Source organism: Ramlibacter algicola (assembly GCF_016641735.1).
GTDB lineage: Bacteria > Pseudomonadota > Gammaproteobacteria > Burkholderiales > Burkholderiaceae_C > Ramlibacter > Ramlibacter algicola.
Genome location: NZ_JAEDAO010000001.1, coordinates 1,546,895 through 1,568,753 on the forward strand (window position 1 = coordinate 1,546,895; position 21,859 = coordinate 1,568,753).

24 protein-coding genes are annotated in these 21,859 nt (G+C 70.0%); 14 read left to right on the plus strand and 10 right to left on the minus strand.

Features of this window, described 5'->3' with window-relative positions:
- Positions 1-36: 36 nt before the first annotated feature.
- The 7 genes from paaB (at position 37) to I8E28_RS07520 (ending at position 6,677) form a co-directional block, all read left to right on the plus strand.
- Positions 37-303: a 1,2-phenylacetyl-CoA epoxidase subunit PaaB gene (gene paaB, locus I8E28_RS07490; RefSeq protein ID WP_200790327.1), complete on the plus strand. Its 267-nt coding sequence runs from the start codon at positions 37-39 to the stop codon at positions 301-303.
- Positions 303-1,079 (plus strand): 1,2-phenylacetyl-CoA epoxidase subunit PaaC, encoded by a 777-nt coding sequence (paaC, locus tag I8E28_RS07495; RefSeq protein ID WP_200787367.1) that lies wholly within the window; start codon positions 303-305, stop codon positions 1,077-1,079. Before paaB ends, paaC begins: the two co-directional genes overlap by 1 nt.
- A 5-nt stretch (positions 1,080-1,084) precedes the next feature.
- A complete protein-coding gene (gene paaD, locus I8E28_RS07500) occupies positions 1,085-1,585 on the plus strand; it encodes a 1,2-phenylacetyl-CoA epoxidase subunit PaaD (protein WP_200787368.1) in 501 nt (166 codons plus the stop codon).
- Positions 1,586-1,712: 127 nt separating this feature from the next.
- Positions 1,713-2,801: a 1,2-phenylacetyl-CoA epoxidase subunit PaaE gene (paaE, locus tag I8E28_RS07505; protein ID WP_200787369.1), complete on the plus strand. Its 1,089-nt coding sequence runs from the start codon at positions 1,713-1,715 to the stop codon at positions 2,799-2,801.
- Between the two features lie 133 nt (positions 2,802-2,934).
- Positions 2,935-3,588 (plus strand): TetR/AcrR family transcriptional regulator, encoded by a 654-nt coding sequence (locus I8E28_RS07510; protein WP_200787370.1) that lies wholly within the window; start codon positions 2,935-2,937, stop codon positions 3,586-3,588.
- On the plus strand, positions 3,585-5,633 hold the full coding sequence (gene paaZ / locus I8E28_RS07515; protein ID WP_200787371.1) for a phenylacetic acid degradation bifunctional protein PaaZ: 2,049 nt from the start codon (positions 3,585-3,587) through the stop codon (positions 5,631-5,633). Before I8E28_RS07510 ends, paaZ begins: the two co-directional genes overlap by 4 nt.
- A gap of 147 nt (positions 5,634-5,780) precedes the next feature.
- Complete coding sequence (locus I8E28_RS07520) at positions 5,781-6,677, plus strand: dienelactone hydrolase family protein (RefSeq protein ID WP_200787372.1); 897 nt, start codon at positions 5,781-5,783, stop codon at positions 6,675-6,677.
- Positions 6,678-6,687: 10 nt separating this feature from the next.
- Here the strand turns inward: I8E28_RS07520 and I8E28_RS07525 are convergent, their stop codons facing one another.
- The 7 genes from I8E28_RS07525 to I8E28_RS07555 form a co-directional block, all read right to left on the minus strand.
- Entirely contained in the window at positions 6,688-7,530 is an 843-nt protein-coding gene (locus I8E28_RS07525) for an endonuclease/exonuclease/phosphatase family protein (protein ID WP_200787373.1), read from the minus strand.
- Positions 7,531-8,361 (minus strand): carbohydrate ABC transporter permease, encoded by an 831-nt coding sequence (locus I8E28_RS07530; protein WP_200787374.1) that lies wholly within the window; start codon positions 8,359-8,361, stop codon positions 7,531-7,533.
- Positions 8,358-9,221, minus strand: coding sequence for a carbohydrate ABC transporter permease (locus tag I8E28_RS07535; protein ID WP_200790328.1), 864 nt, complete (start codon positions 9,219-9,221; stop codon positions 8,358-8,360). The genes I8E28_RS07530 and I8E28_RS07535 overlap by 4 nt, the downstream gene beginning before the upstream one ends.
- A gap of 203 nt (positions 9,222-9,424) precedes the next feature.
- On the minus strand, positions 9,425-10,720 hold the full coding sequence (locus I8E28_RS07540) for an ABC transporter substrate-binding protein (protein ID WP_200787375.1): 1,296 nt from the start codon (positions 10,718-10,720) through the stop codon (positions 9,425-9,427).
- Between the two features lie 16 nt (positions 10,721-10,736).
- A complete protein-coding gene (locus tag I8E28_RS07545; protein WP_200787376.1) occupies positions 10,737-11,750 on the minus strand; it encodes an ABC transporter ATP-binding protein in 1,014 nt (337 codons plus the stop codon).
- A 68-nt stretch (positions 11,751-11,818) separates the two neighbouring features.
- A complete protein-coding gene (locus tag I8E28_RS07550; protein WP_200787377.1) occupies positions 11,819-12,214 on the minus strand; it encodes an SRPBCC family protein in 396 nt (131 codons plus the stop codon).
- A complete protein-coding gene (locus I8E28_RS07555; RefSeq protein ID WP_200787378.1) occupies positions 12,214-13,179 on the minus strand; it encodes a LysR substrate-binding domain-containing protein in 966 nt (321 codons plus the stop codon). Before I8E28_RS07555 ends, I8E28_RS07550 begins: the two co-directional genes overlap by 1 nt.
- Positions 13,180-13,264: 85 nt before the next feature.
- Here I8E28_RS07555 and I8E28_RS07560 point away from each other — a divergent pair, with 85 nt between their 5' ends.
- The 7 genes from I8E28_RS07560 to I8E28_RS07590 all read left to right on the plus strand — a co-directional run bounded on the left by I8E28_RS07560 (position 13,265) and on the right by I8E28_RS07590 (position 20,561).
- Entirely contained in the window at positions 13,265-13,543 is a 279-nt protein-coding gene (locus I8E28_RS07560; protein WP_200787379.1) for a DUF2917 domain-containing protein, read from the plus strand.
- Positions 13,544-13,822: 279 nt separating this feature from the next.
- Positions 13,823-14,011 carry a hypothetical protein gene (locus I8E28_RS07565; RefSeq protein WP_200787380.1) on the plus strand — a complete coding sequence of 63 codons (189 nt, stop codon included), beginning with the start codon at positions 13,823-13,825 and terminating at the stop codon, positions 14,009-14,011.
- Positions 14,008-14,973 (plus strand): methyltransferase, encoded by a 966-nt coding sequence (locus I8E28_RS07570; RefSeq protein ID WP_200787381.1) that lies wholly within the window; start codon positions 14,008-14,010, stop codon positions 14,971-14,973. Before I8E28_RS07565 ends, I8E28_RS07570 begins: the two co-directional genes overlap by 4 nt.
- Positions 14,970-16,313 (plus strand): phosphoribosylamine--glycine ligase, encoded by a 1,344-nt coding sequence (locus tag I8E28_RS07575; protein WP_200787382.1) that lies wholly within the window; start codon positions 14,970-14,972, stop codon positions 16,311-16,313. The genes I8E28_RS07570 and I8E28_RS07575 overlap by 4 nt, the downstream gene beginning before the upstream one ends.
- Positions 16,314-16,404: 91 nt before the next feature.
- Entirely contained in the window at positions 16,405-17,853 is a 1,449-nt protein-coding gene (locus tag I8E28_RS07580; RefSeq protein WP_200787383.1) for an iron-containing redox enzyme family protein, read from the plus strand.
- Between the two features lie 87 nt (positions 17,854-17,940).
- Positions 17,941-20,067, plus strand: coding sequence for a glycoside hydrolase family 1 protein (locus I8E28_RS07585; protein ID WP_200787384.1), 2,127 nt, complete (start codon positions 17,941-17,943; stop codon positions 20,065-20,067).
- Positions 20,068-20,156: 89 nt separating this feature from the next.
- Positions 20,157-20,561 carry a hypothetical protein gene (locus tag I8E28_RS07590; protein ID WP_200787385.1) on the plus strand — a complete coding sequence of 135 codons (405 nt, stop codon included), beginning with the start codon at positions 20,157-20,159 and terminating at the stop codon, positions 20,559-20,561.
- 36 nt (positions 20,562-20,597) lie between these two features.
- Here the strand turns inward: I8E28_RS07590 and I8E28_RS07595 are convergent, their stop codons facing one another.
- The 3 genes from I8E28_RS07595 to I8E28_RS07605 form a co-directional block, all read right to left on the minus strand.
- On the minus strand, positions 20,598-20,858 hold the full coding sequence (locus tag I8E28_RS07595; protein ID WP_200787386.1) for a hypothetical protein: 261 nt from the start codon (positions 20,856-20,858) through the stop codon (positions 20,598-20,600).
- Between the two features lie 119 nt (positions 20,859-20,977).
- Positions 20,978-21,115 carry a hypothetical protein gene (locus I8E28_RS07600; RefSeq protein WP_200787387.1) on the minus strand — a complete coding sequence of 46 codons (138 nt, stop codon included), beginning with the start codon at positions 21,113-21,115 and terminating at the stop codon, positions 20,978-20,980.
- A 133-nt stretch (positions 21,116-21,248) separates the two neighbouring features.
- Positions 21,249-21,812, minus strand: a complete 564-nt coding sequence (locus tag I8E28_RS07605; RefSeq protein ID WP_200787388.1) for a hypothetical protein — start codon at positions 21,810-21,812, stop codon at positions 21,249-21,251.
- Positions 21,813-21,859 lie beyond the last annotated feature (47 nt).

The following is a 21,859-nucleotide window of genomic DNA, read 5'->3' on the forward strand; positions in this document are numbered from 1 at the left end:
CCGCAGGCCACGGCGTCCGAAGGACGCGAGTGGCCGCTGTGGGAAGTGTTCGTCCGCAGCAAGAGCGGGCTGGACCACAAGCATTGCGGCAGCTTGCATGCCGCGGACGCGAAGATGGCCATCCAGATGGCGCGCGACGTCTACACGCGGCGGCAGGAAGGCACCAGCGTGTGGGTCGTGCGGTCGGACCACATCGTGGCCAGCGACCCCGGCGACAAGGACATGTACTTCGACCCGGCCGAGGACAAGGTGTACCGCCACCCGACGTTCTTCAAGCTGCCGCCTTCCGTGGACCACATGTAATGGCCGTCGCGAGCATCACCGTCAAGCAGGACCCCGCCGTCCAGTACCTGCTGCGCATCGGCGACACCGCGCTGATCCACGCGCAGCGCCTGGCCGAGTGGACCGGCCACGCCCCGCAACTGGAAGAGGACATCGCGCTGGCCAACATGGCGCTCGACCTGCTCGGGCAGGCGCGCGCGGTGCTCACGCGCGCGGGCGAGCTCGAAGGGGCTGGCCACGACGAGGACCAGCTGGCGTTCCTGCGCGAGGAGCGCGACTTTCGCAACGTGACGCTGGTGGAGCTGCCGCGGGGCGACTTCGCGGTGACCGTGCTGCGCAACGCGATGATGTCCAGCTTCTTCAAGCTGCTCTGGGAGCAGCTGCGCACGTCCTCCGACGCGGAGCTGGCGGCCATCGCCGGCAAGGCGGTGAAGGAAGTGCGCTACCACCAGCAGCACGCGTTCGACTGGGTCGTGCGCCTGGGGCAGGGCACCGACGAATCGCTGCGCCGGCTGCAGGCCGCCCTCGACCAGCTGTGGCGCTACGGCGCCGAGCTGTTCGACGAGGACGCGGTCGACGAGCACGCGTCGCACACCGGCCTGGGCCCGCGCTGGGGCGACCTGGCCGATGCGTGGGACGCCGAGATGGCCGCGCTGCTCGGCGAAGCGGGCCTCGAGGTGCCGAAGGCGACGCCGTTCCGCTCGACGGGCAAGCGCGGCGTGCACAGCGAGCACATGGGCTTCATCCTCTCCGAGATGCAGCACCTGCAGCGCGCCTACCCCGGCGGCGTGTGGTGAGCGCCATGGCCGCGCCGCGCGTCGACCGCGCCTGGGAAGTGCTGGGCACGGTGCTCGATCCCGAGGTGCCCGCGCTGTCGGTGCGCGACCTGGGCATCGTGCGCGACGTGATCGACCACGGCGAGGAACTGGAGGTGGTGCTGACGCCGACCTATTCCGGCTGCCCGGCGACCGAAGTGATCGAGCAGAGCGTGCTGGGTGCGCTGCAAGCCGAAGGCCTCGGCCCCGCACGCGCCACGCTGCGCCGCGCGCCTGCCTGGACGACCGACTGGATCACCGAGGACGGCAAGCGCAAGCTGCGCGAGTACGGCATCGCGCCGCCGCACGCCACCCTGCCCGAAGGCGGCGTCCCCATCCGCATCGTCCGTCGCGACCCCCCCATTGCCTGCCCCCACTGCGGCAGCTCGCACACCGAGCGCACGTCTGCTTTCGGCTCGACGGCCTGCAAGGCGCTGTACCGGTGCCTCGCCTGCCGAGAACCGTTCGAGTATTTCAAACCGATATGAACTCCCAAACGCAGAAGTCACAGAAGAAGCGCAGAAGTCACAGAAGAATTTCCAAGATGGATTCTTCCGTGACTTCTGTGCGCTTCTGCGACTTCTGTGTTTGGGAGTCCGTCTTCCTGGATCGCCAATGAGCACACCGCTCTTCCACCAGCTCAGAGTCCGCTCCATCCAGCCTGACACGCAGGAGGCGGTGGTCGTCGCGTTCGAGGTGCCGCCCGAGTTGCAGCCGGTGTTCGGCTTCACGCAGGGCCAGTACCTCACGTTGCGCAAGGAGATCGACGGCCAGGACCTGCGGCGGTCGTATTCGATCTGCGCCGGCGTCGACGACGGCGAACTGCGCGTGGGCGTGCGCAAGGTGCGCGGGGGCGTGTTCTCCAACTGGATCAACGAGCACCTCAAGCCGGGCGACACGGTCCACGTGATGGCACCGCAAGGCCGCTTCTTCGTGCCGATCGAGCCGGGCGCGGCCCGCCACCACGTCGGCATCGCCGGCGGCAGCGGCATCACGCCGATCCTGTCGATCATGAAGACGGTGCTCGCCCGCGAGCCGAAGGCGCGCTTCTCGCTCGTCTACGGCAACCGCAGCCTCAAGTCCACGATGTTCAAGGAGGAGATCGAGGACCTGAAGGACAAGTACATGACGCGGCTGGTCCTGCACCACGTGTTCTCCGACGAGCCAACCGACGCGCCGCTGAACATGGGCCTGATGAACCGCGAGAAGATCGGTGAGTTCCTGGCGACCGTCGTGCCCGCGGCATCCATCGACCACGCGTACGTCTGCGGGCCGTACCAGATGAACGACGAGGCCGAAGCCGCGTTGCTCGGCGCCGGCGTGCCGGAAGACCGCATCCACATCGAGCGTTTCGGCGTGCCGCTGCCCGCCGCCGGCTCGGTGGATGCCGTCATCCACGAGGCCAAGCCCGGCGACGCCGAACAGGCCCGGGTCGTCATCATCCGCGACGGCCTGCAGCGCGAGATCACCTTCAGCAAGGACCAGCCCAGCATCCTCGACTGCGCGTCGGCGTCCGGGCTGGAAGTGCCGTTCTCGTGCACGTCCGGCGTCTGCGGCACCTGCCGCGCGAAGCTGGTGGAAGGCGAGGTGCGGATGGATCGCAACTTCGCCCTGGACAAGGCCGAAGTCGCTGCCGGCTTCATCCTCACCTGCCAGGCGCACCCGGTGTCCGAGCGCGTGGTGCTCTCTTTCGACGAGCGTTGAAAACCAAACTCCCGAACGCACAGGACGCAGAGCGAAGCGCAGAGGACGCAGAAGGAATCCTTGAAATGTCTTCTTCTGTGTTCCCTGCGCTTGCTCTGCGTCCTCTGCGTTCGGCAGTTCCAGGGACTTAGTCATGGGCAGAGGCAGGCACGCGGGCTACGACGACCAGCGCGAGGCGATCCTGGCGCGGGCGGCGCATCTGTTTGCGACGCGCGGGTACTCGGCGACGTCGATGAACGAAGTCGCCGAAGCCTGCGGCCTGTCCAAGGCGACGCTGTACCACTATTACCGCGACAAGTACGCGCTGCTGTTTTCCATCGCCGATTCGCACGTCGAGCGCTTGCAGCGCATCGCCGCGGACGCGGTCGTGCAGGCGCCCGAACCGCAGGCGCGCCTGCGCGTGCTGATCCGGTTGCTGGTCGACGAATACGCGGACGCGCAGGACGCGCACTGGGTGCTCACCAGCGAAGTGCGCTTCCTCGAGCCCGCCGATCGCCGCCGCATCCTCGACCGCGAGCGCGAGGTGGTGCAGGCGTTCGCGGACGTCGTCGCCGCGCTGCGTCCCGACCTGCGCGAAGCCGCGCTCGCCAAGCCGTTGACCATGCTGCTGTTCGGCATGGTCAACTGGATGTTCACCTGGATGAAGCCCGACGGGCCGCTCGACCACGACGCGATGGCGCCGGTGGTGGCGGATTTGTTCCTGGGTGGGCTGGGCGCGGTGCAGGCCAAGCCCTCACCCCAGCCCTCTCCCGGAGGGAGAGGGAGAAAGAAGGAGACGATCACATGACCACCATCCTCCAGAGCCACATCGCTGGCCAATGGGTCGGCCGCGAGGCGGCGCAGGTGCTGCGCAGCGCGATCAACGGCAAGCCGGTGGCCAGCACGCATGCCGACAAGCTCGATTTCGCCGCGGCTGTCGACCATGCGCGTCGCGTCGGCGTGCCGAACCTGCTGAAGCTCGATTTCCAGCAGCGCGCCGAGCGGCTCAAGGCGCTGGCGAAGGTCCTGACCGAGCGCAAGGAGGAGCTGTACGCGATCTCGGCGCACACGGGCGCGACGCGCACCGACAGCTGGATCGACATCGAAGGCGGCAGCGGCACGCTGTTCGCGTATGCCGGCGTGGGCACGAACGAACTGCCATCGGGCAACCTGGTGCACGAGGGCCCGGCGATGGCGCTCGGCAAGAAGGGCACGTTCGCGGGCACGCACATCCTGGTGCCGCGCGGCGGCGTCGCCGTGCACATCAACGCCTTCAACTTCCCCGTGTGGGGCATGCTGGAGAAGTTCGCGCCCACCTTCCTGGCCGGCATGCCGTGCATCGTGAAACCCGCGACGGCGACCAGCTACCTCACCGAAGCCTGCGTGCGGCTGATGTTGCAATCGGGGCTGCTGCCCGAAGGCAGCCTGCAACTGGTGATCGGTTCCACGGGCGACCTGCTCGATCACCTCGAAGGGGCCGACGTCGTCACCTTCACCGGCTCGGCCGACACGGCCGCCAAGCTGCGCGTGCACCCGAACCTGGTGCGGCACTCGATCCCGTTCAATGCCGAGGCCGATTCGCTGAACATGGCGGTGCTCGCGCCGGACGTCACGCCGGACGACGAGGAGTTCGACCTGTTCGCCAAGGAAGTCGTGCGCGAGATGACGGTCAAGGCCGGCCAGAAATGCACCGCGATCCGGCGCGCGATCGTGCCTCGCCAGCACCTCGACGCGGTCGCGCAGCGCATCAAGGCGCGGCTGGCGAAGGTCGTCGCCGGCGATCCGTCGCTGGAGGACGTGCGCATGGGCGCGCTGGCCTCGCTGGACCAGAAGCGCGACGTCGCCGAGCGCGTGAAGGCGCTGCTGGCGAAGGCGGAGCTCGTGCACGGCGAAAAGGACGGTTTCGCGCCCAGGGGCGAGGGCGTGGGCGAGGGCGCGTTCTTCGCCCCGACGCTGCTGCTGGCGAAGGATCCGCTGCGCGACGATGCGGTGCACGACATCGAGGCGTTCGGCCCGGTCAGCACGCTGATGCCGTACGAGGACCTGGACGAAGCGCTGGTGCTTGCCGCCAAGGGCAAGGGCAGCCTGGTCGGCACTCTGGTGACCAAGGACCCGCAGGTCGCGGCGCGCTTCATCCCGGCGGCCGCGGCGACGCATGGCCGCTTGCTGGTGCTCGATCGCGAGGCCGCGGCCGAGTCGACGGGCCACGGCTCGCCGTTGCCGATGCTCAAGCACGGTGGGCCGGGTCGCGCCGGTGGTGGCGAGGAACTCGGCGGCGTGCGGGCGGTGAAGCACTACCTGCAGCGCGCCGCGGTGCAGGGCTCGCCGACGATGCTCAGCGCCGTCACGGGCGAGCACGTGCGCGGCGCGAAGGTGCGCGACAGCGACGTGCACCCGTTTCGCAAGTATTTCGAGGACCTGCAGGTCGGCGATTCCCTGCTGACGCACCGGCGCACGGTGGGCGAGGCCGACATCGTCAACTTCGGCGGCATCTCGGGCGACTACTTCTACATGCACTTCGACGAAGTGGCCGCCAAGGACAGCCCCTTCGGCAAGCGCATCGCGCACGGCTACTTCGTGCTGTCCGCGGCGGCAGGCCTGTTCGTGTCGCCCGCGCCCGGCCCGGTGCTGGCGAACTACGGCCTCGACACGCTGCGGTTCGTGAAGCCGGTGGGCATCGGCGACACGATCCGGGCGCGCCTGACCGCCAAGCGCAAGATCGATCGCCGCAAGAAGGACGCCAAGGGCGTCGGCCAGGGCGTGGTGGCCTGGGACGTCGAAGTCACCAACCAGGACGGCGAGCTGGTGGCCAGCTACGACATCCTGACGCTGGTGGCCAAGCGGGGCGGCTAGCCCGCACGGGAATGGATTGCGGATCAAGCCCGCAATGACAAGCGTCTTGTCATCCCGGCGAAAGCCGGGATCCATGCCCGGGACGACGCGCTTCGCATCCGGCACGCCAGCCGCTACGCTCGCGGCTCCAACCCAGCCGGAGACCGCATGCCGCCCCGCCTCACTGCCCAGGATTTCGACCAGGACCTGCTGATCCTCTTCGACGCTTACGTGCACCGTGCCATTGACCGGCGCGGCTTCCTCGACCAGGCGCAGCGCTTCGCCAAGGCCGGCGTCACGGCAGCCGGCCTGCTCGCCGCGCTGAGCCCGGACTTCGTCATGGGCCAGCAGGTCAAGCCGGACGATGCGCGCCTCGCCACGCGGCGCATCCAGGTGGAATCGCCCGAAGGGTCCGGCCAGATCGACGGCTACCTCGCGCGGCCGGCGAGCGCCGGCACGTCGAAGCTGCCGATGGTGCTGGTCATCCACGAGAACCGCGGCCTCAACCCGCACATCGAGGACATCACGCGCCGCCTCGCGCTCGACGGCTTCATGGCCTTCGCGCCTGACGCGCTGACCGCGCTGGGCGGTTATCCCGGCGACGAGGACAAGGCGCGCGAGAACTTCGCGAGGCTGGACCAGCCGAAGATCCGGCAGGACTTCCTCGCCTGCGCCGCCTGGCTGCGCGCGCGCCAGGAGGGCAACGGCAAGCTCGGGGCGGTCGGCTTCTGCTACGGCGGGGGCGTCGTGCACTGGCTGGCCACGCAACTGCCCGACCTGGACGCGGGCGTGCCGTTCTACGGCAACACGCCCGCCCCCGCCGAAGCCGCCAAGGTGAAGGCGCCGCTGCTGGTGCATCTGGCAGGCGTCGACGAGCGCATCAACGCCGCGTGGCCCGCCTACGAAGCTGCGTTGAAGGCCGCCGGCGTGCGCTACCAGGCGTTCCAGTACGCCGGCACGCAGCACGGCTTCAACAACGACACCACGCCGCGCTACGACGCTGCGGCGGCCAGGCAAGCCTGGGACCGCACCATCGCGTTCTTCAAGGAGCAGCTGCGCGCCTGAAGGCGCGCCGTCAGGCGATCTCGACCGCGACCGGCTGGTGGTCGGACGCCTGCGTGTCCGCGTCGATCCGCAGGCTGCGCACGCGATCGCGCAACGCGTTGCTGACCAGCACGAAGTCGGACGTCACCGGCTCCGGCCCGAAGCGGCGGTCGTAGATCCGGAACGTGGGCGCGTGCGGCGCCGCGCCGTTCAGCAGCCGCCAGCTGTCGTGCCACTGGTCGATGCCGCCGCCCTGCGTGACGGCGCCGTACTCCGGCTCGGTCGGTTCGAAATTGAAGTCGCCACACAGGATGGCCTGCGCCGTGTGCGTCTTGCTGCGGAACGGCGAGCCGTCGTCGCTGGGCTCCGGCGGGTGGGCGGCCTGCTCGCTGCCTTCCAGCAGCAGCGCGCGCAAGGCCTGCGCCTGCGCCATGCGCTGCTTCTTCGAATAGAACTCCAGGTGCGTCGTCAGCACGCGCACCGGCCCGAGCGCCGGGTCGCGCAGCGTGACCACCGTGCACATGCGCGGCATGCTGCGCACGCCGTCATCGGCGGGGTAGGGCAGGGCATGGTGCTGCACCTGCAGCACCGGCAGGCGGGTGGCGATCAGGTTGCCGAAGCGGCTGCGGCCGTGCTCGTTCCATTCGTCCACGGCGGCGCCGAAGAACACCTGGAACCCCGGCAGCAACTGCTCGACGATCGCCGGCTGGTCGTGCGCGGCATTGCCCTGCACGCGCGGGTAGTTCACCGCGACTTCCTGAAGGCACAGCACGTCGAAGTCCGCGAGCGCGCGCGCGTGCTCGACGATGCGCTCCACGCTCACCACCCCGTCGTTGCCGCAGCACCATTGCGTGTTCCACGTCACCAGGCGCATCTACTTGATCCCCGCTCGCATGAAGCTCTGCACGAATTGCCGCTGGAACAGCAGGAAGCCCACCAGCAGCGGCGCCGCCGTCAGCAGCGTGGCGGCCGTGATGACCGACCAGTCGACGCCCTGGTCGACGGACGAGAACACCTGCAGTCCGACGGTGAGCGGCCGCGCATTGACGCTGTTGGTGATGATCAGCGGCCACAGGAAGTTGTTCCAGTGGAAGCTCACCGACACGAGCCCGAACGCCGTGTACACCGGGCGCGCCAGCGGCACGTACACGCGCCACAGCGTCTGCAGCGCGCTGGCGCCTTCGACCCGCGCCGCCTCGTCCAGCTCCTTCGGGATGCCCAGGAAGGTCTGGCGCAGCAGGAAGATCGCGAACGCCGAGGCGAAGTAGGGCAGCCCGATGCCGACCAGCGAGTCGACCAGGCCCAGGTGCGCCATCGTCTTGTAGTTCTCGACCAGCAGGATGTCGGGCATGACCATCAGCTGCACGAGCACCAGCGCGAAGGCGATGCCGCGGCCGGGGAAGGTGTAGCGCGCGAAGGCGTACGCCGCCAGGGTGGCCAGCACCAACTGCACGCCGAGGATCATCGTGACCAGCAACGTGGTGTTGAGGAAGTAGCGCGCGAACGGTGCCGCCTCCCAGGCGCGGCGGAAGTTGTCGAGCGTCAGCGGTGCGAACAAGGCGAACCGCGTCGAGTATTCGGCCGGATGGAACGCGGTCCAGACCGCGTACGCCAGCGGCAGGATCCACAGCAGCGCCAGCAGCCAGGCGCCGATGGTGTCGAGCTTCCCGGGCGCGGCCCAGGGCGGCGGGGCGGCTTCTTTCATTTGTAGTGCACCCGCTTGTCCAGCACGAAGAACTGGAACAGCGCGACGCTTGCGAGCGTGACCACGAGCACCACGCTGATCGCGCTGGCGTAGCCGGTGTCCCAGAACTTGAACCCGACTTCGTACAGGTGGTACAGCAGCAGCGTCGACGCGTTGTCCGGGCCGCCGCGCGTGAGGATGAAGACGTGGTCGACCATGCGAAAGCCGTTGATGATGGCGTTGACCAGCACGAACAGCGTGGTGGGCATGAGCAGCGGCCACTGGATGCGGCGGAAGAAGGTCCAGCGCGATGCGCCCTCGATGGCCGCGGCTTCACGCAGGCTGGGGTTCAGCGTCTGCAGCGCGGCCAGGTAGAAGATCATGAAGAAGCCGGCTTCCTTCCACACCGCGACGACCGTGATGCACGCGAGGGCGGTGGATGGGTTGCCCAGCCAGTTGTGCGACGGCAGCCCGAGCGCGCCGGTCACCTGCTCCAGCAGGCCGTACTGCGGCGTGTAGAAGAACAGCCAGATGTTGGCCACCGCGATCATCGGCAGCACGGTCGGCGTGAAGTACGCCATGCGCACCGCGGCGCGGCCGGGGATGCGCTCGTTGACCCACAGTGCCATCAGCAGCGCCAGGCCGATCGACAGCGGGATGGTGGCGCCGGCGAACCACAGGTTGTTGGTCACGGCCTTCCAGAACACCGGGTCCTCGGCCATGACCTGGTAGTTCTCCAGCCCGACCCACACGCCCGGGCGGCTGCCGCGGGGCGTGGAGAAGAAGCTGTCGATGAAGGTGGCGACCGCCGGCCAGTGCGTGAACGCCGCCAGCAGCACCAGCGCCGGCAGCAGCAACAGCCAGGCGTGCAAGGCGGCCAGGCCGTCGCCGGCCGGCCGCGCCGCGCGGCGAATGCTACGTGGATCCCCGCCTGCGCGGGGATGACGGGCCTCGCGGTCGCTCGGTCGAATGCCAAATGGATCCCCGCCTGCGCGGGGATGACCGGCCTCGCGGCCGCTCGGTCGAATGCCAAATGGATCCCCGCCTGCGCGGGGATGACCGGCCTCGCGGCCGCTCGGTCCGGTCACTTGTACGAGCGCAGCAGGCGGTCCGCCTCGCGCTGGGCGTCCTGCATCGCCTGCGCCGGCGGCTTGGCGCCGGTCAGCGCGGCCTGCAGGCCGTCGTTCAGCGCCTTGGTGACGCGCTGGTTGTCGTGCGTCGAGAGCTCGGCCACGGAGTGCGGCAGCTGGTCACGTGCGACCAGGGCCGGCGGGAACTCGCTGCCGTACTTCTTCAGCGGCGGCGTCTCGTACGCGGCGGGCGACACGGCGACGTAGCCGGTGTCGATGCTCCACTGCGCGGCGCGCTCGGGCGCGGTGACCCACTTGATGAACTTGAACGCGGCTTCCTGCTGCGCGGGCGACGCCTTCTTGAAGATGTAGAAGTTGCCGCCGCCGGTGGGCGAGCCCTTGCGCTTGTTGGCCGGGATCATGCCGACGCCGAAGTCGAACTTGGCGTTGGAACGGATGTTGGTGAGGTTGCCAGTCGTCGTGTAGATGATCGCGGCCTTCTTCTCGAAGAAGTCCTTGGGGGTGGTGCCCCACTCGACGACGCCGGGCGGGTGCACGCCGGCCTTGCCGAGGTCGACCCAGTATTGCAGCGCCTCGACGACCTTCGGGTCGTCGAACTTCACCTGCGTGCCGGCCTCGTTGGCCAGGATCGCGTCGTTGGTCGTCGTGAGCGTCTGGAACAGCCAGTACGGGAAGCCGCTGGACGGGATCTGCACGCCGTACTGCGTGACCTTGCCGCTGCTGTCCTTCTTCGTGAGCTTGGTCGCCATGGACTTCAGCTCGGCCCAGGTCTGGGGCGCCTTGTTCGGGTCGAGTCCGGCTTCCTTGAACGCTTCCTTGTTCCAGTACATGACCACGGTGGACCGCTGGAAGGGCACGCCCCAGGTCTTGCCGCCGGCCTGGCTGTTCAGCATGAAGGCCTTGTAGAAGCTGCCCATCCAGGCCTTGTCCTCGGCGGTCTTCACGAAGCCGTCGACCGGCACGATGGCGTCCTCGTCGATCAGCGTGAACATGTCGGTGGACAGCAGCACCGAGAACACCGGCGGCGTGCCGGCCTTGTGCGCGGTGAGGGCCTTGACGATGGTTTCCTGGTAGGTGCCGGCGTAGATCGGCGTCACCTTGATGCCAGGGTTGGCCTTCATGAAGTCGTTGGCGAAGCCGTCGATGATCTTGGCGATCGGCCCGCCGACGGCCACCGGGTAGAAGAACGGGATCTCGACTTGCTGCTGCGCGCGCGCCGCGCCGCCGATGCCCAGGGCGGCCGCGGCCGCGAGCGCGGCGACGCCGCGGTTGAAGGTCTTGCGTTGCATGCTGGTCTCCTCGTTGTCAGTGCAGGCGCTGCCCGCGGTCGTCGAAATGGTGGGCGCGGGCCGGCGGCCAGCCCAGGTGCACGGTGCCGCCGGCAGCCAGCGTGGCCTGGCCTTCGGTGCGGAGGGTGAGCGTCTCGCTGCCGATGGCGCAGTGCGCGACCAGGTCGGCGCCCAGGTATTCCACGGCGCGCACGGTGGCGGGCACCGGCCCGCCGATCATGATGTCTTCGGGCCGCACGCCCAGCCAGTGCGCGGCACGGCCGGCACCGACGTCGCTGCCCGCGATGCGGTCGCCGTCCAGGCGCAGCAGGTTCATCGCGGGCGTGCCGACGAAGCTGGCGGCGAACGTCGTTTCCGGCTGGGCATACAGCTCGCGCGGCGTGGCGGCCTGTTCGATGCGGCCCTTGTTCAGCAGCACGACCTGGTCGGCCATGCTCATCGCTTCGGCCTGGTCGTGCGTGACGTACACGACCGTGAGCCCCAGCCGCTGCTGCAGCTGGCGCAGTTCGGTGCGCATCTCCTGCCGCAGCCGCGCGTCCAGGTTGGACAGCGGCTCGTCCATCAGGCACACCTTGGCCTGCGCCACCAGCGCGCGGCCCAGGGCGACGCGCTGCTGCTGTCCGCCGGAGAGCTGCGACGGCTTGCGATCGAGCAGCGCGGACAGGCCCAGCAGTTGCGCCGCCTCGTCGAGCCGCCGCGCGGCTTCGTCCTTCGGCACCTTGCGCACCTGCAGGCCGAATGCGATGTTCTGCGCGACCGACAGGTGCGGGAACAGGGCGTAGTTCTGGAACACCATCGCGATGCCGCGCCGCGCCGGTGGAAGCGCGGTGACGTCCTGGCCGTCGATGAGGACGCGGCCGCTAGTGGCCGTCTCCAGCCCCGCGACGATGCGCAGGGTGGTGGACTTGCCGCAGCCCGAGGGGCCGAGCAGCACGCAGAAGGTGCCGGAAGGAATGTCGAGCGTGATGTCGTGCAAGGCCGTGGTGTCGCCCCACTGCTTGCCGACACCCTCGAGCCGGATCGATGCCATCGGCTGAGTATCACGGAGTCCCGTGACAGTTCCGATGGGGAGGACCCGGATCTCGCGGGCCTGAGCGCTCAGCCGAGCGCCTTTTTCATCGCCGCGACGCCAGCGTCCATCATCCCGTCGATGGCGGGCGCCAGCGGGTCGGGCAGCAGGTCGACGGTCCACACCAGCGTGCTGCCGCCGGCGGCGCCGTCGTGGACCTCGACGACCGCGTTGTAGTGCGTCGCGCGACCGCCTTCGACCGTGTAGACGAGCCGGTGCGTGGATGCGTCGCGCGTCACGCGCCGCTCGCGTGCCTGCATTCCGTTCGCAAACGTGATTGCGCGGACAGAGCCGCCGTCCTGCAGCTCGCAGGCGGTGACGAAGCCGGGCACCAGCCGCTGGTGCAGGGCGCCGAAGTCGGCGAGAGCGTCCCAGGCTGCGGCCGGCGCGGCGGTGACGTCGAAGCGTTTGCGAAGCGTGGCCATCAAGCTCTCCTGGTGGTGGTGGCCGGCGTTTGCGCCTGTTCGGCCTCGGCCTGAAGCCACTGCATGAACGCGAGCGCGTCCGGGTTGCGCGCCGCCTGCGGCGCGAGGGTGAGGAAGTAGCCGCGCTGCGACGCGGCTGGGGTGCGGAACGGCGCCACCAGCTTGCGCTGGCGGACGAGGTCCGCCAGCAGCGGCAGCCGGCCGATGACGACGCCCTGGCCCGCGACTGCCGCCGACACCGCTTCGTGCCACTGCGTGAACCGCACGGTGTGCGCCATGTGCATGTCGTCCAGTCCCATCAGCCGCAGCCACGGGTCCCAGTCCATGGTCGGCGTGTCCGCCTTGTCCAGCGTGAGCAGCGTGTGCTTCGCCAGGTCCGCGGGAGCTGCGAGCCGGTTCGGGCCGCGCAGGAGCGCAGGTGCGCACATCGGTTGCACCGCTTCCTCGAACAGGCGCGGCCCGACGCCCTGCTGCAGCGGCACGAAGCGCACGGCCATGTCGACGCCGGCGCGCTCCAGGTCCAGCAGTTGCAGCGTCGCGGAGATGCGCACGTCCACCTGCGGGTGCGCCGCGGTGAAGCGGGGCAGGCGCGGGATCAGCCAGAACGACGCGAAGCCGGGCGTGCAGGTGATGGCCACCTGGCGCGTCGCCGATTGGGCGCGGATGCGTGCCGCGGCGTCACGCAACCGCTCCAACCCGTCGTCGACCGCGCGCTGCAGCACGCGACCCGCTTCGGTGAGCACCAGCGAGCGGTGCTGGCGCTCGAACAGCGCCGCCCCGAGCGACGCTTCCAGCTGCTGGATCTGCCGGCTGATTGCCGATTGCGACAGCGCGAGTTCGGCGCCGGCCCTGGTGAAGCTCAGGTGCCGCGCCGCCGCCTCGAACGTGTGCAGCAGGTCCAGCCGCAGCTGCTGCGAGCGCGGCAGGCGCTCGGGCGGCGGGGCTTTCGCATTCCCTGGATGCATGCGTGGCATGCGGATTCACCATTGGTCAGTGAGGGGTGGCGCTCACTATAGTCATTCGCACATTGCATGTAAAAGGAAACGCGCCATGCACACCCTCGATGCTCCCGGCTGCCACCGCCTTCCCGCGCGGACGCTGGCCGAATTGCCCTCCCGCCGGCCGCTGGAAGTGGCCAGCGCGGGCGGCACCCTGTGGCTCACGCTGGACGGCGACCCCCGCGACCTGGTGCTCGAGCGGGGCGAACGCGTCCTGATCGAAGCCCCCGGCCGGGTGATCGCGCAGGCGTTCGATGCGGCCGTCCTGGAACTGCGTACGGCCGAACGAATCTTCGCCGCCGCGACGCCGAAGCTGGCATTCGCGTCTTGATGTCATCCCCGCGAAGGCGGGGATCCATCGCTTTCGTGCCTTGTCATTCCGGCGAAGCCGGAATCCATGGCCGCAGCGCCACTGGTTCCGGGTCGTGGAACGAGCATGGATTCCGGCCTTCGCCGGAATGACAAAGTGCCATGGATCCGGCGTTCGCCGGAAGGACGAAGACGAAGACGAAGCTTTCGCAACCAATGGCAACGTGCGCGGCCGCCTACAGGCTGTTCTGCAACGCTCATGCATCGTGCGACGCATGCAGAGCAGTTCGGCGGTGGCCGCATGAGCTTCGGGCCGATGTTCACCTTGCGTCCGCGCGCGCGGCAAGCGCGGCCGGACGCGGCGCGCGAGGCGTTTCCGTCCATCGCGGGCTGGTTCGAGCGTCGCTCGCAACTGCAGGCTGAGCCAGGCCCCGGCACGCCGAAGCGACGGGCGGCGGATCGCCGCGATCGCGAGGGCGGACCGAAATGAACGCTCCCGTGGACGCCGGCCTGCTGCTTACCGATGCGCTGGTCGCCGTCGGGCGCTGGCTGCAGTCCACGGGCTACGCCTTCACCACCGTCACGCCCGCCACGCAGGCGCGGGTGAATGCGCGCGCCGACGTCGCGCAGGCCCGCACCCTGCGTGACATCTTCGGCTGGAGCCGGCCGTTCGCGGCGGCGCTGTTGCCCGAGGACGTGCTCGAACCGATGCGTGGTGCGTCGCTGCTGGAGCAGCGGCTCGGCGGTTTGCTGCGCAGCCGCGTCCGGTTCTCGACACTCGACGGCGCCCTCTACGCGCATTCGGCCTGGCCCACCGAGGCCGCCGACTCGGTCTTCTTCGGGCCGGACACCGTGCGCTTCGCGGAGCTGATCCGCAGCGAACTGCAGCGCCGCGCGCTGCCGCGGCACGCCCGCATCGTCGACCTGGGCTGTGGCGCCGGACCCGGCGGGCTGTCGGCCCTGCGCCTGGCGCCAAGGGGCGCGTCGCTGCTCCTCACCGACATCAATCCGCGTGCATTGCGGTTCGCCGCGGCCAATGCCGCGCTGGCGAATGCCGAGGCGGTGAGCTTCGCGAGCGGCGACTTGTACGAACCCGTCGATGGCGACCTGGACCTGGTGGTCGCCAATCCACCGTATCTCAATGATCCCGGCGAGCGCACGTACCGCCACGGCGGTGGCCGCTGGGGTGAGGCGCTGTCGGTACGGATCGTGCGCGATGGACTCGAGCGGCTCGCACCCGGCGGGCGCCTGGTGCTGTACACGGGCGCCGCGATGGTCGAGGGCGAGGACCCGCTGCTGCGGCAATTGCGCGCGGTGCTCGACCGCCAGGCGTGGCCCTGGCAGTACCGCGAACTCGACCCGGACGTCTTCGGCGAGGAACTCGAGGAACCGGCGTACGCCGACGTCGAGCGCATCGCGGCCGTGGCGCTGGTGGTGGAGCGGCCCGCATGAGGATCCTGGGGATCGGCGAGTGCAATGACCTGGCCGCCATGCACGCGGGCTTCGTGCGCCGCGGCCACGAGGTGAAGGTGTTCGTCGAGGACCCGGCGTCGCACGACGTGCACGCGGGACTTGTCGAACGCGTCGACGACTGGCAGCGCGAACTCGACTGGGTGCGAGAAGCCGGCGAGGACGGCCTGGTCTTGTTCGAATCCGCGGTGAAGGGTGAGCTGCAGGACCAATTGCGGCGCGACGGCTTCCAGGTGATCGGCGGCTGCGCGCTCGGGGACCGGCTCGAGGGCGACCGCGCGTTCGGCCAGCAGGTGCTGCGTGACGCGGGCCTGCGCACCGCTGCGTGCCACGCGTTCACCGCGTACGAGGACGCCATGCGCTTCGTGCGCGAGCACCCGGCGCGCTACGTGCTGAAGTTCAACGGCGCGAACAGCGCGCGCACGCGCAACTTCGTGGGCGAGATGGAAGACGGCAGCGACGTGCTGGCGATGCTGGGCCTGCTCGCGGCGCGCCGGCGCGACGAGGGCGTGGTCGACTTCATCCTGATGGAGCACCTGGACGGCGTGGAAGTCGGCGTCGGCGCGTTCTTCAACGGCGAGGCCTTCCTGCAACCGGCGGTGCTGGACTTCGAGCACAAGCGCTTCTTCCCCGGCGAGCTCGGCGAACTGACCGGCGAGATGGGCACCATCGTCAGCTACCAGGGCGCGCGCCGCCTGTTCGACGCGGTGCTGGCGCCGATCGCGCCGCTGCTGCGCGAGGGCGGCTACGTCGGCTACGTCAACGTGAACCTGATCGCCAACGAGCAGGGGCTGTGGCCGCTCGAATTCACCAGCCGCTTCGGCTACCCGGGCTACGCGATCTGCGAGGCACTGCATGCCGAGAGCTGGGAGGCAATCTTCCGCCGCATGCTGCGCCGGGACGGCCGTCGTTTCGCCACGCACGACGGCTTCGCCTGCGGCGTGGTGCTGACCGTGCCGCCGTTCCCGTATGCCTACGGCTACGAGGAACTGGGCAAGGGCATGCCGATCATGCTGCGTCCCAGCGTCACGCCCCGCGATCGCATGCGCCTGCACTTCGCCGAAGTCGCCTACGTCGACGGGCAGCTGGTGACCGCAGGGTCGACCGGCTACGTCGGCGTCGCGACCGGCATCGGGACGACGGTGCAGGAGGCGAACGAGAACGCCTTGCGCGTCGCGCGCGGCGTGGTCGTGCCGAACCTGCGCTACCGCCGCGACATCGGCGAGCGCGTCGCGCGCAGCGACCTCGCGCGGCTGCAGAGCCTGGGCTGGTACGACAGCGCCACCAGCCTGCGCACCCACCCCCATCCTGCAATGGCGTAGGAGCTCGCGCACGCTGCTGCGCGCCCGCTCCCGATACCGTGGAGCCGCCCCGGCGGCGACATTGGTGGCCAGGAAAGAGCAGGACAGGACCATGCACGTCGGACGCCAGGAATGGCAGCAGTTGCAAGCCAGGACGGCGCCCGAAGCGGGCCTCGCCCGGCCGGCGGCCGAGCGTCCGCTGGCCTCCCTCTACCACCGCCTCGCCGACCAGATGCCGGACGAGGCGACGCGCGAGGACGCCGCGCGGTTCCTCGACGCTGAACTCGCCGCGCTCGACCCCGAGCGAGCCGACCTGCCGGCCACGCCCGATGACCTGCTCGAGTGGATGCAGTCCAGCGCGCGGTCGGTGCATGCGCGCTATGCCGCCTATCTCGAGGGGCGCCGTGCCGGCGCACCGCGCCGCTATTTCGCGAATCGCGCGCACGCGCTGTACGTGCTGCGCGCGATCGCGCCGACCAAGCTGGTCGACGGTGCCTGGCTGTATGGCCTCGTCGAGCATTGGCGCAATCCGCGGCTGGCCGACCTGGTACGCACCTACGTCGAGGAGCTGGGCGAAGGCGCCGCGGACAAGAACCACGTCGTGCTGTATCGCCGCCTGTTGGCACGCCATGCGCTCGACCCGCTCGACGGCCTGGACGACGCGCTCTACCACCAGGGGCTCGTGCAGGTTGCGCTGGGCTGGAACGCCGCGCGCTTCCTGCCCGAAATCGTCGGCTTCAACCTCGGCTACGAGCAGTTGCCGCTGCACCTGCTGGTCACGGCGTACGAGCTGAACGAGCTCGGCCTCGATCCCTACTACTTCACGCTGCACGTGACGGTCGACAACCCGGACTCGGGCCATGCGCGCCGTGCGTGCCAGGCGGCGCTGGACCTGCTTCCGCGCATCGACGATGCGGGCGCGTTCTGGCGGCGCATGCGCCGGGGCACCCAGCTCGCGTGCGCGGGCCTGGGCACGACGCAGGTGATCGAAGGCTTCGACATCGGCCAGGAGGTCGTGCGCATCCTGTCGCACAAGGCCGGCTCGGGCAGCGGCGCGCATTCGGACTACTGCAAGGTCGCGGGCCGTCCCGTCAACCAGTGGCTCGCCGATCCCGCGCAGGTCCCCGCGTTCCTGCAGGCGCTGGAGGATGGTGGCTGGATCGTGCGCAACGCGCCGCCGGAGCAGAGCCGCTTCTGGCGCCTGCTGCAAGGCGATCGCGCTGAGATGTTCGGCGTGTTCTCGGCGTACGAGCTGCAGGTGATCCACGACTGGATCCGCGGCGAGGCGAGTGCCGACGGCGCGGCGTACGACGAAGCGCCGCCCGCGCGGCGCCGTCCCACGTTCCGCGCGCAGGTGCGCAACGGCCTGGCGGGCAGCGTGGCGGGTGCGGAGGACGACGAGCTCGATCCGGACCTGCAGGTGCTCGAAGCGCGGCTGCGCGGCGCCACCGGCGACGATCGCGATGCGCTGCTGGTCGAAGCCATGTCGCCCTGCACGCACTGGACGCCGGCGGGCCTGGCGGCCACGCGCCAGTTCTGGCGCGAGTGGTCGCGGAACTGACACAGGCCTGTCGTCCCCGCCAGGGCGGGCACATCGACAGCGCGGTCCTACAAATGGCCGCGCAACGCGTCTGTGAGCATGCCACCGATGACGACAACGACCAACGCGCTCGAGCTGTGGGGCGGCTACGAGTGCACCGTGAACCGCGTCGGCGACGCCTTCCATGACCAGACCTTGCTGGGCGGCCACCAGGACCGGATCGGCGACCTCGAGCTGTTCGCAGGGCTCGGCCTGAAGTCACTCCGCTACCCGGCGCTGTGGGAACGCATGGCGCCATCACCTGGTGGTGAGTGCGATTTCCAATGGACCGACGAACGCCTGCCCGAGTTGCGCCGCCTGGGCATCAACCCGATCCTCACGTTGTGCCACCACGGCAGCGGGCCGGCGCACACGAGCCTGCTCGAAGACAGCTTCGCGACCGGCCTGGCGCAGCACGCGGCGGCCGTCGCGGAGCGCTATCCCTGGGTGCGCGACTACACGCCCGTCAACGAGCCCTTGACGACCGCGCGTTTCTCCGCGCTCTATGGCTTCTGGTATCCGCATGCGCGGGACGAGCGCCTGTGCTGGATCGCGCTGCTCAATGAAATCGATGCGACGCGCCTTGCGATGCGCGAGATCCGCCGCGTGAATCCCGAGGCGCGCCTGGTGCAGACCGACGACCTTGGCTACTGCCACGCCACGCCGCCTTTGCAGGAGGACGCCGACTTCCAGAACGAGCGCCGCTGGCTCGGATGGGACCTGCTGTGCGGCCGCGTGGTGCCGGGGCACGCGTTGTGGGACCGCCTGTGCGCGCACGGCCTGGAAGGCCGCCTGCGCCGCATCGCCGGCGACCCATGCCCGCCCGACGTCGTCGGCATCAACCACTATCTCTCGAGCGAGCGTCTCGTGGACCACCGCATCGAGCGGTACGGCCACCGCTCGATCGCAGACCGCGCCGTCGGAAGCTACAAGGGCGTGCCGTTGGTCGACGTCGACGCGATCCGCCATCGCGATGAGGGCGTGGTCGGCTTGCCCAACCTGCTGCGCCAGGCGTGGGACCGCTATCGCCTGCCGGTGGCCGTCACCGAATGCCACAACGGCGCCACGCGCGACGAGCAGGTGCGGTGGTTCGTCGAGGTGTGGCGCTCCGCGCAGCAGTTGCGCGACGAAGGCGTCGACCTGCGCGCGGTCACCGCATGGGCGCTGCTCGGCTCGTACGACTGGAACCGCATGGTCACGCACTTCGTCGGCCACTACGAGCCGGGCGTGTTCGACGTGCGCGATGGCAACGCGCGGCCGACGCGCATGGCCACCGTGCTGCAGGACCTCGCCGCGGGTCGCGACCCTGCCGCGCCGGCGCTCGAAGTGCCGGGCTGGTGGCGCCGCCCGAGCCGGCTGGTGCACGCGGCGCACACGACGCAGCCTTGCTTCGAACGCACGCTGGACGACCCGGGCGAGGGCGCGCCGCTGCTGCTGGTGGGCGACGACGGACCGCTGTCGCACCTGGCCGTGCGCGCCTGCGAAGTGCGTGGGCTGCCCTACGTGCGGTGCGGCGAGGACCTGCGCGCCGCGCTCGATCGCGTGCGCCGGTGGGCCGTGCTCGATGCACGCGATCGCGAAGGCTTGGCGGGACCGAAGCGGCGCGCTGCCGCGTGCCCGCACGGGCCGCGCACGTCCGTCGCGCGCGTGTGCGCCGAAGCGGGCGTGCCATGCGCGCTGTTCACGTCGGCATTCGGCCCGGGCCTGGCGGCCGAAGGGCTATCGCTGCCGGGCGTGCTCGTCGCGCGCACAGGGCCGGTCTACGTGCCGTGGGACGGCGGCGCGCGCGCGGTGCGCCTGCTGGAGGCGCTGGAAGGGGGCGGGCCGGTGTACGCGTCGGCGCATGCCTGGCACGAGGTCTACGGGCCGGACCTGCTGGACGGCATGCTCGACCTGCTGCTCGACGGTGCGAGTGGCGCGTACAACTTCTTTCCCGCCGAGGGCTGGACCGAAGCCGAGTGGGTCGACCGCATGGCGCACGTGGCCGAATGCGACACGACGCGCCTGCACATGGCCGCTGCACCGGCGGAAGCGCCTCCCGCCTACCCCGGTGGCTGGACCGTGTCGTACCTGCCGCGGTCGGACACCACGCTCGAGCGCTTCGTGCGCGAAGCGCGGCTGGCGCGCCGCGAGGGCGAGGCCGCGATCGAGCGCAAGGACGACGACGTGCGGCTGGAAGACGCGACCGGCAGCTGAAGGCAGCCTGAACCGCGGGGTGCGCAGCAAGGGCTTGCCCCGCCGCGTGCCCGCGGGGAACCACATGGGGCAAGATGCGTCGAATGTCGATGACCCTGCTTCGTCCCCTGCGCTGGGTGCTGCCGCTGGCCAGCCTCGCGATGGCCGGTTGCGCCGTCGTGCCGGCCGAGCCGGCCTATCCGGGCCCCGTCGTGTACGGCGGCACGATGCCGGCGCCAGTGGTCGCGTATCCGGGCGCCGTGGTCAGTGGGGGCGTCGTCGTCGGCTCAGCGGGCCCGGTTTATTACGGCGCGCCGCTCTATGCCGGCCCGCCGCCGCTGTTCTGGGGCGCGCCCGGGCCCGTGTTCGTGCACCCGCACGTCCACGGCGGCTCGCGCGGCTTCCGTCCCGGGGGCCATCAGCGCCCGCAGGGCGGGACGCCACGGGCGAGCGGCAACCGTCCCGGCAGCATCGGGTCGGCCATCAACAACGTGCGCCGTCGCGCACAGCAGTGAGTAGGCCCCGCCGCGCGGCGGGGCCCGCGTCCTCGATCACAGCCGGGTGACGCCCGGCAGGATCGCCACCAGCTGGCCGTTGACGTAGAGCGCGCCTTCCGGGGCGCCCGAGTCGCGGTGCAGTTCGTGGAACTCCACCGTCTCGATGGCCGGCGTCGCGGCCTCCGCGGCGGCTGCCGCGCGCTCTGCCGCCCGCGCGGCGTGCCGGCTGGCGGCGTGCAGCAGCGCGGCCAGCACGCGCAGCAGCGTGGAGCTCAAGGGCCGGGCCGCATCGGCCCAGGGCAGGTTCGTGGTCATGTTGTTCTTCCTGGTCGGTCCGCCTCGCGGCGGTCTTTGTCACGAGTGGGCGATGCACCAATGCAAACGGCCCGGGGCTTGTCGCCACCGGGCCGTCGTCGCGTGCGGGGCTGATGCTCTCAGCCTGGCGGCGCGATGGCCTGGTGGCAGCGGTCACGCAGGACGACGACCTCCTGCAAGCCTGCGATCGATGACGGCAGCGCCGCGCCCCAGGGGCGTGCTGCGATCGGCGCGAAGGCTTGGTAGGTGGTGGACATCACTGGCTGGTGGTTGGAGGGCTGGGCGTCACCGGCAGCTGCGCGCAGCACCGGCTTGATCAAATGATTAACGATCTTTGCTCTTTGCGCAAGTCCCCCGGACGGGTGATGTCGCCGGCCCGCGACAACCGGGTCAGCGCTTGCGCTTGAGGGGGGCGATGCCGGCCTGCGACTGCTTCCACAGCGACAGGCCGTCGTCCTTGCCGGCCGGCGTGGGAGGCTTCGCGCCCGGCGCGGGCGGCTCGGCGGCCGGCGGCGGCACCAGCACTTCGCCCAGGAGTTCGAGCAGTCGCGTGCGCGCGCGCTCGGGATGGCGGCGGAAATAGGTCAGCACCAGGCCGACGATGAAGCGCTCGTCGTCGTTGCGTGGCAGCGCCGGGTCGTCCGCCGCGGGGGCGAGGGAGGGCGCAGACGGGGCAGGCACGGCCGCGCCGCTGGCGCCGTGCGGCACGTCCATCCAGCCGTTCGGCTTGTGCGAGAGCTGCTCGAACTGGCGCGCCAGCCGTTCACCGATCTGGCGCGAGCGGCTCTTGATCTGGCTCCAGTAGCTGGGGTGGATCTGCAGCCGTTCGGCGAAACGGCGCTCCAGCCCGCGCAAGGTGGCGGCATCGGGGTGCTTGACCGTGGCCCGGACAAACTCCTCGAAGAGCGCGAGCGCGTTGTCCAGGCGGACCCGCGCGACGTCTCGGGGTTGCATGGACCCCGATGATAAACCGTCCTTGATCAGTTGGGTCAGCTTCGATG

Coding starts and splice junctions, on each gene's coding strand:
- paaE (WP_200787369.1), top strand. CDS start 1,713: ATGAGCACACCGCTCTTCCACCAGCTCAGAGTCCGCTCCATCCAGCCT.
- I8E28_RS07575 (WP_200787382.1), top strand. CDS start 14,970: ATGAGGATCCTGGGGATCGGCGAGTGCAATGACCTGGCCGCCATGCAC.
- I8E28_RS07580 (WP_200787383.1), top strand. CDS start 16,405: ATGCACGTCGGACGCCAGGAATGGCAGCAGTTGCAAGCCAGGACGGCG.
- I8E28_RS07555 (WP_200787378.1), bottom strand. CDS start 13,179: ATGCATCCAGGGAATGCGAAAGCCCCGCCGCCCGAGCGCCTGCCGCGC.
- I8E28_RS07565 (WP_200787380.1), top strand. CDS start 13,823: ATGAGCTTCGGGCCGATGTTCACCTTGCGTCCGCGCGCGCGGCAAGCG.
- I8E28_RS07600 (WP_200787387.1), bottom strand. CDS start 21,115: ATGTCCACCACCTACCAAGCCTTCGCGCCGATCGCAGCACGCCCCTGG.
- I8E28_RS07560 (WP_200787379.1), top strand. CDS start 13,265: ATGCACACCCTCGATGCTCCCGGCTGCCACCGCCTTCCCGCGCGGACG.
- paaC (WP_200787367.1), top strand. CDS start 303: ATGGCCGTCGCGAGCATCACCGTCAAGCAGGACCCCGCCGTCCAGTAC.
- paaZ (WP_200787371.1), top strand. CDS start 3,585: ATGACCACCATCCTCCAGAGCCACATCGCTGGCCAATGGGTCGGCCGC.
- I8E28_RS07530 (WP_200787374.1), bottom strand. CDS start 8,361: ATGAAAGAAGCCGCCCCGCCGCCCTGGGCCGCGCCCGGGAAGCTCGAC.
- I8E28_RS07595 (WP_200787386.1), bottom strand. CDS start 20,858: ATGACCACGAACCTGCCCTGGGCCGATGCGGCCCGGCCCTTGAGCTCC.
- I8E28_RS07520 (WP_200787372.1), top strand. CDS start 5,781: ATGCCGCCCCGCCTCACTGCCCAGGATTTCGACCAGGACCTGCTGATC.
- I8E28_RS07570 (WP_200787381.1), top strand. CDS start 14,008: ATGAACGCTCCCGTGGACGCCGGCCTGCTGCTTACCGATGCGCTGGTC.
- I8E28_RS07585 (WP_200787384.1), top strand. CDS start 17,941: ATGACGACAACGACCAACGCGCTCGAGCTGTGGGGCGGCTACGAGTGC.
- I8E28_RS07510 (WP_200787370.1), top strand. CDS start 2,935: ATGGGCAGAGGCAGGCACGCGGGCTACGACGACCAGCGCGAGGCGATC.
- paaD (WP_200787368.1), top strand. CDS start 1,085: ATGGCCGCGCCGCGCGTCGACCGCGCCTGGGAAGTGCTGGGCACGGTG.
- I8E28_RS07540 (WP_200787375.1), bottom strand. CDS start 10,720: ATGCAACGCAAGACCTTCAACCGCGGCGTCGCCGCGCTCGCGGCCGCG.
- I8E28_RS07545 (WP_200787376.1), bottom strand. CDS start 11,750: ATGGCATCGATCCGGCTCGAGGGTGTCGGCAAGCAGTGGGGCGACACC.
- I8E28_RS07550 (WP_200787377.1), bottom strand. CDS start 12,214: ATGGCCACGCTTCGCAAACGCTTCGACGTCACCGCCGCGCCGGCCGCA.
- I8E28_RS07590 (WP_200787385.1), top strand. CDS start 20,157: ATGACCCTGCTTCGTCCCCTGCGCTGGGTGCTGCCGCTGGCCAGCCTC.
- I8E28_RS07525 (WP_200787373.1), bottom strand. CDS start 7,530: ATGCGCCTGGTGACGTGGAACACGCAATGGTGCTGCGGCAACGACGGG.
- I8E28_RS07605 (WP_200787388.1), bottom strand. CDS start 21,812: ATGCAACCCCGAGACGTCGCGCGGGTCCGCCTGGACAACGCGCTCGCG.